Annotated in this window: 19 protein-coding genes; 14 read left to right on the top strand and 5 right to left on the bottom strand. The window is 55.4% G+C overall.

Going from position 1 to position 14,639, the window contains the following annotated elements; all coding sequences use genetic code 11:
• Positions 1–305 precede the first annotated feature (305 nt).
• Positions 306–1,703: a galactose/proton symporter gene (gene galP / locus IM267_RS08020; RefSeq protein WP_193033146.1), complete on the top strand. Its 1,398-nt coding sequence runs from the start codon at positions 306–308 to the stop codon at positions 1,701–1,703.
• 43 nt (positions 1,704–1,746) lie between these two features.
• On the opposite strand, the gene IM267_RS08015 is transcribed toward galP, so the two are convergent.
• On the bottom strand, positions 1,747–2,616 hold the full coding sequence (locus IM267_RS08015; RefSeq protein ID WP_193033145.1) for a restriction endonuclease: 870 nt from the start codon (positions 2,614–2,616) through the stop codon (positions 1,747–1,749).
• Between the two features lie 89 nt (positions 2,617–2,705).
• Here IM267_RS08015 and IM267_RS08010 point away from each other — a divergent pair, with 89 nt between their 5' ends.
• The 6 genes from IM267_RS08010 to ruvX all read left to right on the top strand — a co-directional run bounded on the left by IM267_RS08010 (position 2,706) and on the right by ruvX (position 6,806).
• Positions 2,706–3,203: a SprT family zinc-dependent metalloprotease gene (locus IM267_RS08010; protein WP_193033144.1), complete on the top strand. Its 498-nt coding sequence runs from the start codon at positions 2,706–2,708 to the stop codon at positions 3,201–3,203.
• A 94-nt stretch (positions 3,204–3,297) separates the two neighbouring features.
• A complete protein-coding gene (gene endA / locus IM267_RS08005; protein ID WP_063867834.1) occupies positions 3,298–4,005 on the top strand; it encodes a deoxyribonuclease I in 708 nt (235 codons plus the stop codon).
• A gap of 51 nt (positions 4,006–4,056) precedes the next feature.
• Complete coding sequence (rsmE, locus tag IM267_RS08000; RefSeq protein WP_063451235.1) at positions 4,057–4,788, top strand: 16S rRNA (uracil(1498)-N(3))-methyltransferase; 732 nt, start codon at positions 4,057–4,059, stop codon at positions 4,786–4,788.
• Positions 4,789–4,807: 19 nt separating this feature from the next.
• Entirely contained in the window at positions 4,808–5,755 is a 948-nt protein-coding gene (gene gshB / locus IM267_RS07995) for a glutathione synthase (protein WP_063451234.1), read from the top strand.
• Between the two features lie 74 nt (positions 5,756–5,829).
• On the top strand, positions 5,830–6,390 hold the full coding sequence (locus IM267_RS07990) for a YqgE/AlgH family protein (RefSeq protein ID WP_022649353.1): 561 nt from the start codon (positions 5,830–5,832) through the stop codon (positions 6,388–6,390).
• Positions 6,390–6,806 carry a Holliday junction resolvase RuvX gene (ruvX, locus tag IM267_RS07985; RefSeq protein ID WP_006811925.1) on the top strand — a complete coding sequence of 139 codons (417 nt, stop codon included), beginning with the start codon at positions 6,390–6,392 and terminating at the stop codon, positions 6,804–6,806. The genes IM267_RS07990 and ruvX overlap by 1 nt, the downstream gene beginning before the upstream one ends.
• Positions 6,807–6,816: 10 nt before the next feature.
• On the opposite strand, the gene IM267_RS07980 is transcribed toward ruvX, so the two are convergent.
• Complete coding sequence (locus IM267_RS07980) at positions 6,817–7,797, bottom strand: type IV pilus twitching motility protein PilT (RefSeq protein WP_193033143.1); 981 nt, start codon at positions 7,795–7,797, stop codon at positions 6,817–6,819.
• Between the two features lie 17 nt (positions 7,798–7,814).
• Here IM267_RS07980 and IM267_RS07975 point away from each other — a divergent pair, with 17 nt between their 5' ends.
• From IM267_RS07975 to IM267_RS07950, 6 genes are all read left to right on the top strand, one after another.
• The gene (locus IM267_RS07975) at positions 7,815–8,516 is read left to right on the top strand and encodes a YggS family pyridoxal phosphate-dependent enzyme (protein WP_063451232.1); all 702 of its coding nucleotides are present in this window, start codon (positions 7,815–7,817) and stop codon (positions 8,514–8,516) included.
• A 21-nt stretch (positions 8,517–8,537) separates the two neighbouring features.
• Entirely contained in the window at positions 8,538–9,104 is a 567-nt protein-coding gene (locus tag IM267_RS07970) for a YggT family protein (protein WP_063451231.1), read from the top strand.
• Entirely contained in the window at positions 9,101–9,397 is a 297-nt protein-coding gene (gene yggU / locus IM267_RS07965; RefSeq protein WP_112791632.1) for a DUF167 family protein YggU, read from the top strand. The genes IM267_RS07970 and yggU overlap by 4 nt, the downstream gene beginning before the upstream one ends.
• 3 nt (positions 9,398–9,400) lie before the next feature.
• Positions 9,401–9,994, top strand: coding sequence for an XTP/dITP diphosphatase (locus IM267_RS07960; protein WP_193033142.1), 594 nt, complete (start codon positions 9,401–9,403; stop codon positions 9,992–9,994).
• Positions 9,987–11,123, top strand: coding sequence for a radical SAM family heme chaperone HemW (hemW, locus tag IM267_RS07955; RefSeq protein WP_193033141.1), 1,137 nt, complete (start codon positions 9,987–9,989; stop codon positions 11,121–11,123). The genes IM267_RS07960 and hemW overlap by 8 nt, the downstream gene beginning before the upstream one ends.
• Before the next feature lie 69 nt (positions 11,124–11,192).
• Positions 11,193–11,531: an endonuclease domain-containing protein gene (locus IM267_RS07950; RefSeq protein ID WP_193033140.1), complete on the top strand. Its 339-nt coding sequence runs from the start codon at positions 11,193–11,195 to the stop codon at positions 11,529–11,531.
• Positions 11,532–11,614: 83 nt separating this feature from the next.
• On the opposite strand, the gene IM267_RS07945 is transcribed toward IM267_RS07950, so the two are convergent.
• Genes IM267_RS07945 through trmB form a run of 3 tightly spaced genes read right to left on the bottom strand, consistent with a single transcriptional unit; the run spans position 11,615 to position 13,434 of the window.
• A complete protein-coding gene (locus tag IM267_RS07945) occupies positions 11,615–12,331 on the bottom strand; it encodes a DUF2884 domain-containing protein (RefSeq protein ID WP_107533729.1) in 717 nt (238 codons plus the stop codon).
• A 57-nt stretch (positions 12,332–12,388) separates the two neighbouring features.
• Positions 12,389–12,715, bottom strand: coding sequence for a YggL family protein (locus tag IM267_RS07940; RefSeq protein WP_006178455.1), 327 nt, complete (start codon positions 12,713–12,715; stop codon positions 12,389–12,391).
• Positions 12,715–13,434 (bottom strand): tRNA (guanosine(46)-N7)-methyltransferase TrmB, encoded by a 720-nt coding sequence (gene trmB, locus IM267_RS07935; protein ID WP_022649361.1) that lies wholly within the window; start codon positions 13,432–13,434, stop codon positions 12,715–12,717. Before trmB ends, IM267_RS07940 begins: the two co-directional genes overlap by 1 nt.
• Before the next feature lie 144 nt (positions 13,435–13,578).
• On the opposite strand from trmB, the gene mutY reads away from it, so the two are divergent.
• A complete protein-coding gene (gene mutY / locus IM267_RS07930) occupies positions 13,579–14,631 on the top strand; it encodes an A/G-specific adenine glycosylase (protein ID WP_107535621.1) in 1,053 nt (350 codons plus the stop codon).
• The last annotated feature ends 8 nt before the right edge of the window (positions 14,632–14,639 follow it).

Here is a 14,639-nt window from a genome sequence, read left to right as displayed (position 1 = left end):
GCGCAGCCGCCACCCGACAATCTTTGAAACCGCTTACACTATGCCGGATATACCCCGCTTTCAGAATATTCTCTTTGCATGATCGTAATTCTTCTGCTGTTACATTCCCTTTCAGTTAAGTCTGAAATTCATGCAAACGCGATGCATATCAATTAATTTACCTCTATATTTTCAAAGCTTTAATTATTTTTACGGTTACGGGTTAGTGTAACCGATTACACCATTGTGATTTGTCTCACATATTTTTATGAGCCGCTCACCTACTCTTAATATCGATAAAACTGATAACCCAACTGGAGGGCATAATGCCTGACAATAATAAACAGGGGCGTACGTCCAATAAGGCAATGACGTTCTTCGTCTGCTTCCTTGCCGCTCTGGCAGGATTACTCTTTGGCCTGGATATTGGCGTCATCGCCGGTGCATTACCTTTCATCGCCGATGAGTTCCAGATTAGCGCACACACTCAGGAATGGGTGGTTAGCTCCATGATGTTCGGCGCCGCCGTCGGCGCGGTCGGCAGCGGCTGGCTCTCCTTTAAGCTCGGGCGTAAAAAGAGCCTGATGATCGGCGCGATCCTGTTCGTTGCCGGCTCATTGTTCTCTGCCGCTGCGCCTAACGTTGAAGTGCTGATCCTCTCCCGCGTGCTGCTGGGTCTGGCAGTGGGCGTGGCGTCTTACACTGCTCCGCTGTACCTGTCTGAAATCGCGCCGGAAAAAATTCGCGGCAGCATGATTTCCATGTATCAGCTGATGATCACCATCGGTATTCTCGGGGCTTATCTCTCCGATACCGCGTTCAGCTACAGCGGCGCATGGCGCTGGATGCTGGGTGTGATCATCATCCCTGCCGTCCTGCTGCTGATCGGCGTCTTCTTCCTGCCGGACAGCCCGCGCTGGTTTGCCGCCAAACGACGCTTCCACGATGCCGAACGCGTGCTCTTACGCCTGCGTGATACCAGCGCCGAAGCGAAAAACGAGCTGGAAGAGATCCGCGAAAGCCTGAAGGTGAAACAGTCCGGCTGGGCGCTGTTCAAAGAGAACAGCAACTTCCGCCGCGCTGTGTTCCTCGGCGTGCTGTTACAGGTTATGCAACAGTTCACCGGGATGAACGTCATCATGTATTACGCGCCAAAAATCTTCGAACTGGCGGGTTACACCAACACTACCGAGCAGATGTGGGGCACCGTGATCGTCGGCCTGACCAACGTGCTGGCAACCTTTATCGCCATCGGTCTGGTGGACCGCTGGGGACGTAAGCCAACCCTGACGCTGGGCTTCCTGGTGATGGCTGTCGGTATGGGCGTGCTGGGTACCATGATGCACCTGGGCATTCACTCTTCAACGGCACAGTACTTCGCCGTGGCGATGCTGCTGATGTTTATCATTGGGTTTGCGATGAGTGCCGGTCCGCTGATTTGGGTACTGTGCTCTGAGATCCAGCCGCTGAAAGGGCGTGATTTTGGTATCACCTGCTCTACCGCAACCAACTGGATTGCCAACATGATCGTCGGCGCAACGTTCCTGACCATGCTCAACACCCTGGGTAACGCCAATACCTTCTGGGTCTACGCGGGTCTGAACCTGTTCTTTATTGTTCTCACTATCTGGCTGGTTCCTGAAACCAAACACGTTTCACTGGAACACATTGAACGTAACCTGATGAAAGGTCGTCCTCTGCGCGAAATCGGCGCACACGACTAACTGAACGCCGATGAAGGTCCGTAAAGAACCTTCATCGGCGTTATTATTTAATCATTCCATTTTTTAAAATGGTTTTTTTTGTACCATCTTGGTAATTCATTACAATACCTAGAATTTGCTCAGCGAAGTCAATTTCAAAAGTACTTTCAATTGGTTTCGTGAATACATAATCCACGATAAGAGCTTTTATTTTTACTTTAAAATTATCCTTCGGAACTATTAAAAAACCATTTTCAAACTTTTCAATGAACTGTCCCTTTCCATAAGGCAACTCTGGGTTTGCAGCAATAATCCTCCCTCCAATATGTTGTAAGGTGTAGTTCTTATTTTCGTCATCATTTTGTATAATAACTTCATTATTTTGAATTCTAGATAATGAATGTTTTATCTGTGATTCATCAATGTCTGTTTGACTATCAAACCAAGTTTTATCGATCATTACATTAAAAGATCTTGCTGATGGCTGCGTAATAGCTTTCATTTTAAAAACAATTGTTTTTAAAAATGGTTCGCCATCTTCATCAACCCAATCACTATCATTTGTTTCGCGGATCACCAATAAATCTATATTATGTTGTTTAGCTTTTACTTCTGCTCCTTTTTGATAACCTGTTTTGGTTGCATAAATACCTCTTAAATTTGGGATGTCATGTAATTTACCAATGAAAGAATCAATTTTATCGATCGATATGGACGAGCTATAATCTTTACATTCAATGACTGTTTTGTATAGATACCCCCCCAAAGAAAACTCCCAATACAAATCAAATTCTCTTTCAACACCACATCTATCAGTTATTTTTTTGTTTTTCTCGATATTTATATTTCTTATTGAATTTTCACCATCGTAATTTAGCAAAATAACATGAATTTTTTTAACAAACTCTTCATAATCTCTGCCATTATTTTTCATTTACAGTACCTTTAGCTGATGAAGATAAAGATGATAAATCTAATTGTATGTAAATTGCGAAACTTAGATCACTGTTTTATGATGCATAAATGAAAGCTCCCCGTCTCCCCATCGCCATTCAGCAAGCCGTTATGCGCAGCCTGCGGGAAAAACTCGCCCAGGCCAACCTGAAGCTCGGCCGCAGTTATCCTGAACCGAAGCTGGTCTATCAGCAGCGCGGCACCGCGGCAGGCACCGCCTGGCTGGAAGCCTACGAGATCCGCCTGAACCCGGTGTTGATGATGGAAAATCAGCAGGCGTTTATCGGAGAAGTGGTGCCGCACGAGCTGGCCCATCTTCTGGTGTGGAAACACTTTGGCCGCGTCGCGCCGCACGGCAAAGAGTGGAAGTGGATGATGGAGGCGGTGCTCGGCGTTCCGGCACGCCGAACCCATCAGTTCGAGCTGGAATCGGTGCGCCGCAATACCTTTCCCTACCGCTGCCAGTGCCAGCAGCATCAGCTTACCGTCCGCCGCCACAACCGCGTGGTGCGGGGCGAGGCGACCTACCGCTGCGTGAAGTGTGGCGAACCGCTGGTCGCGGAATAATCAACTGAACTATCAGGAACTTTCCTGATCTGACTGATTGCATACAGGAACAACATTCGTTACGTTGCGGGCTCGTTTTGACACGGAGTGTAAGATGTCCCGTAATGTTTCTCTCGCGGTCGCTTTTCTGGCGACGGCGCTTTCCGGCCATGCTCTGGCCGACGGTATTCACAGTTTTTCTCAGGCTAAAACGGCAGGCGTAAAGATTAACGCCGACGTGCCGGGTGATTTCTACTGCGGCTGTAAAATCCACTGGCAGGGTAAAAAAGGGATCGTGGACCTGGAGTCCTGCGGCTATAAGGTGCGCAAGAACGAGAACCGCGCCAGCCGAATCGAATGGGAACACGTTGTTCCGGCCTGGCAGTTTGGCCACCAGCGCCAGTGCTGGCAGGATGGCGGACGTAAGAATTGCGCAAAAGATCCGGTCTATCGCCAGATGGAAAGCGATATGCACAACCTGCAACCCGCCGTGGGTGAAGTCAATGGCGATCGCGGTAACTTCATGTACAGCCAGTGGAACGGTGGCGAAGGCCAGTACGGTCAGTGCGCCATGAAGGTCGATTTCAAAGATAAAGTAGCCGAACCGCCTGCGCGCGCGCGCGGCAGCATCGCCCGTACGTACTTCTATATGCGCGACCGCTACCATCTCAACCTTTCCCGCCAGCAGACGCAGCTGTTCAATGCCTGGGACAAACTCTATCCGGTGACGGACTGGGAATGCCAGCGCGACGAACGTATCGCCAACGTCCAGGGGAATCACAACCCTTACGTCCAGCGGGCTTGCCAGGCGCAAAAGAGCTAACCTACACTACGGCCATTCGCTTATATCGCATGACATATGGAATTTCTGACTATGCGCATTCCTCGCATCTATCACCCTGAACTGATTACCGCTGGCGGCGAAATCGCCCTGTCTGATGATGCTGCAAACCACGTAGGCCGCGTGCTGCGCATGGGTGCAGGCCAGGCCATTCAGCTCTTCGACGGCTCTAATCAGGTTTTCGACGCTGAAATTACGCGCGCCGACAAAAAAAGCGTGCACGTAAAGGTGCTGCGTGGCGAAGTGGACGACCGGGAATCCCCGCTGCACATTCACCTCGGCCAGGTGATGTCGCGCGGGGAAAAGATGGAGTTCACCATTCAGAAATCCATTGAACTGGGTGTAAGCCTCATTACGCCACTTTTTTCTGAGCGCTGCGGCGTTAAACTGGATGCGGAGCGTCTGAACAAAAAGCTCCAGCAGTGGCAGAAAATTGCCATTGCGGCCTGCGAACAGAGTGGCCGTAACCGTATTCCGGAGATCCGCCCGGCGATGGATCTGGAGGACTGGTGTGCAGAAGAGGAAAGTGGGCTTAAGCTTAATCTTCATCCGCGCGCCAGCGCCAGCATCAATACGCTGCCGCTGCCCGTTGAGCGCGTACGCCTGCTGATTGGCCCGGAAGGCGGCCTGTCGGCTGACGAAATCGCCATGACGGCGCGTTACCAGTTTACTGATATTCTGTTGGGACCTCGCGTTCTGCGCACTGAGACAACGGCACTCACAGCCATTACCGCGCTACAGGTACGGTTTGGCGATCTGGGTTGACCCATTAACGGAGAAGAAGATGATTAAGCTCGGCATCGTGATGGACCCCATCGCAAACATTAACATCAAGAAAGATTCCAGCTTCGCTATGCTGCTGGAAGCGCAGCGTCGCGGCTATGAACTCCACTACATGGAGATGAACGATCTTTACCTGATCAACGGTGAAGCCCGCGCACGCACCCGCATCGTTAACGTCGAGCAGAACTACGACAAATGGTACGAATTTGGCACCGAGCAGGATATTGCCCTGGCCGACCTCAACGTCATCCTGATGCGTAAAGATCCGCCGTTCGACACCGAATACATTTACTCCACCTATATCCTTGAGCGTGCCGAAGAGAAAGGAACGCTGATCGTCAACAAGCCGCAGAGCCTGCGCGACTGCAACGAGAAGCTTTACACCGCCTGGTTCTCTGACCTGACGCCGGAAACGCTGGTCACCCGCAGCAAAACGCAGCTGAAAGCATTCTGGCAGAAGCACGGCGACATCATCATGAAGCCGCTGGACGGCATGGGCGGCGCGTCGATCTTCCGCGTGAAGGACGGCGACCCGAACATTGGCGTGATTGCCGAAACGCTGACCGAGCTGGGAACCCGCTACTGCATGGCGCAGAACTATCTGCCTGCCATCAAAGACGGCGACAAGCGCGTGCTGGTCGTAGACGGCGAGCCGGTGCCTTACTGCCTGGCGCGCATCCCGCAGGGCGGCGAAACCCGTGGCAACCTGGCGGCCGGCGGCCGTGGCGAACCGCGTCCGTTAAGCGAAAGCGACTGGGAAATTGCCCGCCGCGTCGGTCCTACGCTGAAAGCTAAAGGTCTGATCTTCGTCGGCCTCGATATCATCGGCGATCGCCTGACCGAAGTGAACGTCACCAGCCCGACCTGCATTCGTGAAATTGAAGCGGAATTCCCGATCTCGATCACCGGAATGCTGATGGACGCTATCGAAAAACGTTTACAGAAATAACCTGTGACAGCGCCTGTGTTTATCCCCATACTGGGCGCTGTCGCTTTTTAAACCAGGAAACAGTACCTCTGACAATGAATTTACAGCATCACTTTCTTATTGCCATGCCTGCTCTCCAGGATCCGATTTTCCGCCGCGCCGTGGTGTACATTTGTGAATACAACGAAGACGGCGCGATGGGGATTATCATCAACAAGCCGCTGGAAAACCTCCAGGTTGAAGGGATTCTGGACAAGCTGAAAATCCCCGCTGAAGCGCGACTGCCGGAGATCCGTCTCGATAAACCGGTGATGCTGGGCGGCCCGCTTGCAGAAGATCGTGGCTTTATCCTGCATACCCCGCCGGTTTTCTCGTCCAGTATTCGTATCTCCGATAACACCGTCGTCACGACTTCTCGCGACGTGCTCGAAACGCTGGGCACGGCAAATCAGCCTTCTGAAGTGCTGGTTGCGCTCGGCTACGCCTCATGGGAAAAAGGGCAGCTGGAACAAGAAATTCTGGACAACGCCTGGCTCACAGCCCCTGCGGATATGAATATCCTGTTTAAAACCCCTATTGCCGATCGCTGGCGCGACGCGGCGAAGCTGATTGGCATTGATATTCTGACCATGCCTGGCGTTGCGGGGCACGCGTAATGAGCGGCACCCTTCTCGCCTTCGACTTCGGCACCAAAAGCATCGGCGTCGCCGTGGGTCAACGGATCACCGGCACCGCCCGCCCGCTCACGGCGCTGAAAGCTAACGACGGCACGCCGGACTGGAACCTTATTGAGCGCCTGCTCAAGGAGTGGCAGCCGGACGACGTGATTGTCGGCCTGCCGCTGAACATGGACGGCACCGAGCAACCGCTTACCGCCCGCGCGCGCAAGTTCGCGAACAAAATCCATGGCCGCTTTGGCGTCTCCGTTAAGCTGCACGATGAACGTCTGAGCACCGTTGAAGCGCGCGCTGGCCTGTTCGAGCACGGCGGCTTCCGGGCGCTGAACAAAGGCAGCGTGGATTCTGCTTCCGCCGTCATTATCCTCGAAAGCTATTTCGAACAAGGTTACTGAGCGCCGGGGCCTACAGCCGCCCCTGCGCCCGCCGCTCTGCCAGACTCTGCTCAAAGTTCTGCATCCCCGCCTGCTGCCCCGTTTGGATAATGCCCGGAAGTTGCCAGGTTTTGCCTTCGCGGATCAGGTTCGCCGCCGCAGAGGTGTTCACCAGTAATTCGTACAGCGCCACGCGCCCGCCCTGGAGATCCTGACGCAGCTTCTGCGCCAGCACCGCGCGCAGGCTTCCCGCCAGCTGATTGCGCACCGGATCTTTTTCCTGTGCCGGGAAGGTATCGACCAGGCGCTCAATGGCCTGCGCCGCCCCGCGCGTGTGCAGCGTGGCTAAAACCAGATGGCCGGTCTCAGCCGCCGTCAGCGCCAGGCGTATCGTCTCGCTGTCGCGCAGCTCGCCAAGCAGAATCACATCCGGATCTTCACGCAGCGCGCTGCGCAGGGCCTCGGCAAAGGACGGGCTGTGCTGGCCTATCTCGCGCTGCTGGATCAGGCAACGTTCGCTCTGGTACATAAACTCCACCGGATCTTCCAGGGTCAGAATATGCCCGTCCGTCTGGTGATTGAGGAAATCGACCATCGCGGCCAGGGTGGTCGATTTTCCGCTGCCGGTGGCGCCGGTGACCAGAATCAGGCCATTGTCATGGGTCAACAGCGCCGGGATCGCTCGCGGCACGCCCAATGCAGAGAGCTGCGGGCACGTCATCGGCAACAGCCGCAGCGCGATCGAAACGCCGTGCATATGCTTAAACGCACTGCCGCGCAGCCGCTGACCGCCTGCGAGGGTAACGGCAAAATCCACCTGCCCGTTTGCCCACCATGCGCCCTGCTGTTCGTCGTTGAGCCACGCTTTTATTAATCCCTCCACATCCGGGGGCGGAAACGGCGCCGGTTCAAGCCGGCCTAACCTGCGCCAGCGCGGTGGCGAATCACTGCACAGGTGTAGATCGGAGACGTTATGCTTTACACTAAGGGCCACAATTTCTTCCACATCCATAGACTACTCCTCGGAAAATGAACGACATTGCGCATAACCTGGCACAGGTCCGGGACAAAATCTCAGCCGCTGCAACGCGTTGCGGCCGTGCTTCAGAAGAAATTACGTTGCTTGCAGTCAGCAAAACCAAGCCTGCGAGCGCCATCGCAGAAGCGATTGCCGCCGGCCATCGCGCCTTCGGCGAAAACTATGTGCAGGAAGGGGTGGATAAGATTCGCGCTTTCCGGGAACAGGGCAATACAGACCTGCAATGGCACTTTATCGGCCCGCTACAGTCGAACAAAAGCCGACTGGTAGCAGAGCACTTCGACTGGTGCCACACCATCGATCGTCTGCGCATCGCCACCCGTCTGAGCGACCAGCGCCCGGCGGAGATGCCAGCGCTTAACGTGCTGATTCAAATCAACATCAGTGATGAAAACAGCAAGTCCGGCATTACGCTGGGCGAGCTGGATGCGCTGGCGGCTGAGGTGGCGGCGCTGCCGCGCTTAACCCTGCGCGGGCTGATGGCAATTCCGGCGCCAGAGTCAAGTTATGAAAGGCAGTTTGCCGTGGCACAGCAAATGGCTGTAGCATTTGAGGCGCTTAAAGCGCGCTATGACACGGTAGACACGCTTTCTCTGGGCATGTCGGACGATATGGAAGCCGCCATTGCGGCAGGCAGCACCATGGTGCGCATCGGCACGGCTATTTTCGGTGCGCGCGATTACACCCAATAATAAGGAAAACTGAGGAACGCCATGAAGACGTTGACTTTCCTGCTCTCAACGGTCATTGAACTGTATACGATGGCGCTGCTGCTGCGCGTCTGGATGCAGTGGGCCCGTTGTGATTTTTACAACCCATTCTCACAATTTATCGTGAAAATCACGCAGCCCGTTGTGGGGCCGCTTCGCCGCATCATTCCGGCAATGGGGCCGATTGACAGTTCATCCCTGCTGATGGCGTTTATTTTGAGCGTTATCAAAGCGATCGTGCTGTTTATGGTCATTACTTTCCAGCCGATTATCTGGATTTCAGCCGTTCTGATCCTCGTGAAAACCGTCGGCCTGCTGATCTTCTGGGTCCTGCTGGTGATGGCGATCATGAGCTGGGTAAGCCGGGGCCGTAGCCCGGTGGAATACGCGTTGATTCAGCTGACGGAACCGCTGCTGCGTCCGATTCGTAGCCTGCTGCCTGCCATGGGCGGGATCGACTTCTCCCCGATGCTCCTCGTTCTGCTGCTGTACGTGCTGAATATGGGTATCGCGGAACTGTTGCAGGCGACGGGCAATATGCTGCTGCCGGGGCTGTGGATGGCGTTATGAGTGCAGTAAGCCCCTGCGCCGACGGGCTGGTTTTACGGCTGTACATTCAGCCGAAAGCCAGCCGCGACAGCATTGTTGGGCTGCATGGCGACGAATTAAAAGTCGCCATCACCGCCCCGCCGGTTGACGGCCAGGCGAATGCGCATCTGACCAAATACCTGGCTAAACAGTTTCGCGTCGCTAAAAGCCAGGTCATCATTGAGAAAGGTGAACTTGGCCGCCATAAACAGGTAAAAATCCTTAATCCGCAATCTCTCCCGACGGAAGTCGCGGCTCTGACAGAACAGGACTAAACCATGCAGAAAGTTGTTCTCGCCACCGGTAACGCCGGTAAAGTGCGCGAGCTGGCCTCGCTATTAAATGATTTTGGGCTGGACGTGGTGGCTCAGACCGAGCTGGGCGTGGATTCCGCCGAAGAGACGGGCCTGACGTTTATCGAAAACGCCATTCTGAAAGCGCGCCACGCCGCGCAGATCACGGGGCTGCCCGCGATTGCCGATGACTCCGGTCTGGCCGTAGATTTTCTCGGCGGTGCGCCGGGGATTTACTCCGCGCGCTATTCCGGGGTGGACGCCACCGACCAGCAGAATCTGGAAAAGCTGCTCGTGGCCCTGAAGGACGTTCCCGACGAACAGCGTACCGCGCAGTTCCACTGCGTGCTGGTCTACATGCGTCATGCGGAAGACCCAACGCCGATCGTCTGTCACGGCAGCTGGCCGGGCGTGATTACCCGTAAAGCGGCGGGCAACGGCGGCTTTGGCTACGACCCGATTTTCTTTGTCCCGACCGAGGGCAAAACCGCTGCGGAACTGACCCGCGAAGAAAAAAGCGCGATCTCCCACCGTGGTCGCGCGCTGAAACTGTTACTGGAAGCATTACGTAATGGCTAATTTGCCGCCTCTGAGTCTTTATATTCATATCCCGTGGTGTGTGCAGAAATGCCCGTACTGTGATTTCAACTCGCACGCGCTGAAGGGCGAAGTGCCGCACGATGATTACGTCGCGCATCTGCTGGCCGATCTGGATGCCGATGTACCGTACGCACAGGGACGTGAGGTAAAGACCATTTTCATTGGTGGCGGTACGCCGAGCCTGCTCTCAGGCCCGGCGATGCAGACGCTGCTGGACGGCGTGCGTGCGCGCCTGAACCTGGCAGCGGATGCTGAAATTACGATGGAAGCCAACCCCGGCACCGTTGAGGCCGACCGTTTTATCGAGTATCAGCGCGCGGGCGTAAACCGTATCTCCATCGGGGTGCAGAGCTTTAGCGAGCCGAAGCTGAAGCGTCTGGGGCGCATTCACGGCCCGGAAGAGGCAAAGCGGGCGGCGAACCTGGCGACGGGACTTGGGCTGCGCAGTTTTAATCTCGACTTGATGCACGGCCTGCCGGACCAGTCGCTGGAAGAGGCGCTGGACGATTTGCGTCAGGCGATTGAACTGAACCCGCCGCATCTGTCGTGGTATCAGCTCACCATTGAGCCGAACACGCTGTTTGGCTCCCGCCCTCCGGTACTGCCGGACGACGACGCGCTGTGGGATATCTTCGAGCAGGGCCACAGGCTGTTAACCGCGGCAGGGTATCAGCAATATGAAACCTCGGCGTATGCGAAGCCGGGCTATCAGTGTCAGCACAACCTGAACTACTGGCGTTTTGGTGATTATCTGGGGATTGGCTGCGGCGCCCACGGCAAAGTGACCTTCCCGGACGGTCGCATTCTGCGTACCGCCAAAACGCGTCATCCGCGCGGATTTATGGAAGGCCGCTACCTGGAGCGTCAGCACGACGTCGAGGCGGCGGACAAGCCATTTGAGTTCTTTATGAACCGCTTCCGTCTGCTGGAAGCCGCGCCGCGCGCCGAGTTTTCGCGTTATACCGGGTTACCGGAATCAGCGATTCGCCCGCAGATTGACGAGGCGCTGGCGCAGGGGTATCTGACGGAATGTGATGATTACTGGCAGATCACCGAGCACGGTAAGCTGTTCTTAAACTCCCTTCTTGAGCTGTTCCTCGCTGAATAATCCTGAAGGCTGATTCAGGATTTTGCATCCCGTTCTGCCGGCTGAGGGAAAGGCTGGCAGAGTGTGGGGATGGAAAAATCAAAACAACTCCGCAAACAAATGACACCCGAAGAATTACGCCTCTGGTATCTGCTCAGAGGTCGCCGCTTCTTTGGGTATAAGTTTCGCCGACAGATGCCGGTTGGGCCGTACATTGTGGATTTTGCCTGCTTTAAGGCGAAGCTCATTGTTGAGCTGGACGGGGGGCAACATCAGGATAAAGAGGCCTATGACTCTCGTCGCACCGAGTTTTTGAATGTGAACGGCTGGGAAGTCGTACGGTTCTGGAATCATGAATTCAGGGCTAATGAGGAGGAGCTGCTGATGGCAATTCTGCAACGATTGCAATGCCTGATGCCCTCACCCTAACCCTCTCCCACAGGGAGAGGGAACTGGTTACTCCCTCTCCCCTGGGGAGAGGGCCGGGGTGAGGGGCCCTGTGCGCAGAGGCGTTACTTCAACGTCCCCACCAGCGCTTTCCGGCTATCTTCCAGCGACACCACGCGCTTACACACGTCTTTGCCGAACTGCTGGAAATCGGCTTCCTGATTCTTCCACTCGTTCTGAATCGAGGTTTGCAGTCCGCCCAGGCTACCCAGTACGCCCTGCAACGGATTACCGCCGCCCTTCAGCACCGCCTGGGCGCCCATCTCGTTAATGCTGTCCTGGAGAATGCCGCCCATCGCCTGGTTCACCAGCTGCTGACCGTCGGCACGCACCTGATCGATCGCCTTATAGTGGAACGTCAGGCCATCAGAGCGCGTCTCGATAATACGGTTCATCTGCTCTTTCAGCTGTTTATCCAGCTTGGTCAGGCGGGTACGCATATTGCTGCTCTCCCCCACCTCTTTAGTGATGATTTTATCCAGCGCCACGCGGCTCTTTTCAACGCGGGTCAGCGCGCCGTTGTTGATCCACGGCAGCGCGGTGCGCAGCTCGGCCTGGTAGTCCATCGCCTGCTCGCGCTGGGCGGCCGTCAGGTTTTGCGGTTTGCCGTTAAAGGTCACGTTGCCATCCGGCGTAATCACCAGATTGCCATTCTCGCCCTTAACCTGCACGGTTTGCGGACTCAACACCACGTCATCGCGCGGGGTGACGCTACATTTATATTCCGCATGGGCGGTGGATCCGATTGCCAGTAAAGCAACAGCCAGCAACGTTTTGCGCATCTTTAACACTCCCTCAGACAAAATGGGCCAGCTAATGCTGGCCCCGTACCTGCTTTATTAGTCCCACCAAACGTCGAAAAGTTCGCTCACGCGGACATCTTCCATCTTGTGGTCTTCAAGCCATTTGCGTACCAGCGCCTGGTGTTCTTCGGTGCATTTACCCACTTCCTGGGTGCAGATCAGACCTTCCCACGCCAGATAGCCGCTACCGTCGAAGGCCAGCTTGTTTGGCTCGATGACCTCGTTGATGAACGCATCAACGTCCTGATCGATCTGCTCAACGCTGGTGCCTTCCGGGAAACGCCAGGCAACGGAGAAGCCCACTTCCTGGAATTCTTCGATGTGCATCTTTTTACGCAGACGACGGCTACGATTCTTTGCCATTATTTCACCCTCTCGAACATTAAGTCCCATACGCCGTGACCAAGACGATGGCCACGCTGTTCAAATTTTGTCACCGGACGTGAATCCGGACGCGGTACGTAGTCGTTGCTCTCGGACTGGTTTTTATACCCGTCCAGCGACGACATCACTTCCAGCATGTGTTCCGCATAAGGTTCCCAGTCGGTCGCCATGTGGAAAACGCCGCCCAGCTTGAGCTTACTTTTCACCAGCTCGGCAAACGGTGCCTGAACGATACGGCGTTTATTATGACGCGCTTTATGCCATGGGTCAGGGAAAAAGAGCTGAACCATGTTCAAAGAATTGTCAGGAATCATTTTGTGCAGCACTTCCACCGCGTCGTGACACATCACGCGCAGGTTCTCAACGCCCTCTTCGTGGGCCGTTGCCAGGCACGCGCCGACGCCCGGCGAGTGTACTTCAATGCCGAGGAAGTTCTGCTCCGGGCGCGCTTTCGCCATTGTGACCAGCGAGGTGCCCATACCAAACCCGATCTCCAGCGTGACGGGCGCGTCGCGGCCAAACAGCTCGGTAAAGTCGAGCGGCTGCTCGCTGAACTCAACGCCCATCACCGGCCAGTAGTTGTCCAGCGCGTGTTGCTGCCCTTTTGTCAGGCGGCCCTGACGGCGGACAAAGCTGCGAATACGGCGCAGCGGGCGACCGTTTTCATCAAATTCCGGTGAAATGACGTCGTTTTTCATAAAAGAGTTGTCTGCTTGTGAGAGTGTTCGGGAAACGGGCATTATCCAAAGTTAAGGCTTCTATGCAAGCATGGGAAAGATCCGGTTTACAGCAGATTGACGCTGTGCTGCAATCTGCGTCCCTGATTATGCGAATCGATGACCATGCAAGCCTCTCAATTTTCAGCCCAGGTGCTGGACTGGTACGACAAATACGGGCGTAAAACCCTGCCCTGGCAAATTGAAAAAACGCCCTACAAAGTATGGCTCTCCGAGGTGATGTTGCAACAAACGCAGGTCGCCACCGTGATCCCTTACTTCGAGCGTTTTATGGCGCGCTTCCCGACGGTCACCGACCTGGCAAACGCGCCGCTGGACGAAGTGCTGCACCTGTGGACCGGGCTGGGCTATTACGCCCGTGCGCGCAACTTGCATAAGGCCGCGCAGCAGGTCGCCACGCGCCACAACGGTAAATTCCCGGAAACCTTCGACGAGGTAGCGGATTTACCCGGCGTCGGGCGTTCAACCGCAGGCGCGATCCTCTCCCTTTCATTAGGCAAGCATTTCCCGATCCTCGACGGCAACGTGAAGCGCGTGCTCGCACGCTGCTACGCCGTTGACGGCTGGCCGGGTAAGAAAGACGTTGAAAAACGCCTGTGGGAGATCGCTGAAGCGGTCACCCCGGCGAAGGGCGTAGAGCGTTTTAACCAGGCGATGATGGATCTCGGCGCGATGGTCTGCACGCGCTCAAAACCGAAGTGCGAACTCTGCCCGGTGAACAACCTCTGCGTGGCGTATGCCAACCAGTCATGGGCGCAGTATCCGGGTAAGAAACCCAAACAGACGCTGCCGGAGCGCACCGGCTATATGCTGCTGATGCAGCACGGCGACGACGTCTTCCTCGCCCAGCGCCCGCCGAGCGGCCTGTGGGGTGGTCTATACTGCTTCCCACAGTTTGAAGATGAAGCCTCGCTTCGGGAATGGCTTGAACAGCGCGGCATTGCGGCAGATACCCTGACGCAGCTGAACGCGTTCCGCCATACCTTCAGCCATTTCCATCTGGATATTGTGCCTATGTGGCTTCCCGTGTCCTCGTTCACCTCCTGCATGGATGAAGGCACCGCTCTCTGGTATAACTTAGCGCAACCGCCATCAGTCGGGCTGGCGGCTCCCGTGGAGCGCCTGTTACAGCAATTACGTGTCGGTGCAATGGTTTAGCATCGGCA

The organism is Enterobacter cloacae complex sp. P15RS (assembly GCF_014895905.1).
GTDB classification, from domain to species: Bacteria; Pseudomonadota; Gammaproteobacteria; order Enterobacterales; family Enterobacteriaceae; genus Enterobacter; species Enterobacter quasihormaechei.
Note: the sequence above shows the minus strand (reverse complement) of the source record. Positions and strands in the feature narration are given on the sequence as shown.

Bases quoted from the DNA above. Each gene is read 5' to 3' on its own strand.
- galP (WP_193033146.1), top strand. From the start codon at position 306: ATGCCTGACAATAATAAACAGGGGCGTACGTCCAATAAGGCAATGACG.
- IM267_RS07950 (WP_193033140.1), top strand. From the start codon at position 11,193: ATGGAAAAATCAAAACAACTCCGCAAACAAATGACACCCGAAGAATTA.
- trmB (WP_022649361.1), bottom strand. From the start codon at position 13,434: ATGAAAAACGACGTCATTTCACCGGAATTTGATGAAAACGGTCGCCCG.
- IM267_RS08010 (WP_193033144.1), top strand. From the start codon at position 2,706: ATGAAAGCTCCCCGTCTCCCCATCGCCATTCAGCAAGCCGTTATGCGC.
- gshB (WP_063451234.1), top strand. From the start codon at position 4,808: ATGATTAAGCTCGGCATCGTGATGGACCCCATCGCAAACATTAACATC.
- IM267_RS07975 (WP_063451232.1), top strand. From the start codon at position 7,815: ATGAACGACATTGCGCATAACCTGGCACAGGTCCGGGACAAAATCTCA.
- IM267_RS07960 (WP_193033142.1), top strand. From the start codon at position 9,401: ATGCAGAAAGTTGTTCTCGCCACCGGTAACGCCGGTAAAGTGCGCGAG.
- endA (WP_063867834.1), top strand. From the start codon at position 3,298: ATGTCCCGTAATGTTTCTCTCGCGGTCGCTTTTCTGGCGACGGCGCTT.
- mutY (WP_107535621.1), top strand. From the start codon at position 13,579: ATGCAAGCCTCTCAATTTTCAGCCCAGGTGCTGGACTGGTACGACAAA.
- IM267_RS07990 (WP_022649353.1), top strand. From the start codon at position 5,830: ATGAATTTACAGCATCACTTTCTTATTGCCATGCCTGCTCTCCAGGAT.
- hemW (WP_193033141.1), top strand. From the start codon at position 9,987: ATGGCTAATTTGCCGCCTCTGAGTCTTTATATTCATATCCCGTGGTGT.
- rsmE (WP_063451235.1), top strand. From the start codon at position 4,057: ATGCGCATTCCTCGCATCTATCACCCTGAACTGATTACCGCTGGCGGC.
- ruvX (WP_006811925.1), top strand. From the start codon at position 6,390: ATGAGCGGCACCCTTCTCGCCTTCGACTTCGGCACCAAAAGCATCGGC.
- IM267_RS07945 (WP_107533729.1), bottom strand. From the start codon at position 12,331: ATGCGCAAAACGTTGCTGGCTGTTGCTTTACTGGCAATCGGATCCACC.
- yggU (WP_112791632.1), top strand. From the start codon at position 9,101: ATGAGTGCAGTAAGCCCCTGCGCCGACGGGCTGGTTTTACGGCTGTAC.
- IM267_RS07940 (WP_006178455.1), bottom strand. From the start codon at position 12,715: ATGGCAAAGAATCGTAGCCGTCGTCTGCGTAAAAAGATGCACATCGAA.
- IM267_RS07980 (WP_193033143.1), bottom strand. From the start codon at position 7,797: ATGGATGTGGAAGAAATTGTGGCCCTTAGTGTAAAGCATAACGTCTCC.
- IM267_RS07970 (WP_063451231.1), top strand. From the start codon at position 8,538: ATGAAGACGTTGACTTTCCTGCTCTCAACGGTCATTGAACTGTATACG.
- IM267_RS08015 (WP_193033145.1), bottom strand. From the start codon at position 2,616: ATGAAAAATAATGGCAGAGATTATGAAGAGTTTGTTAAAAAAATTCAT.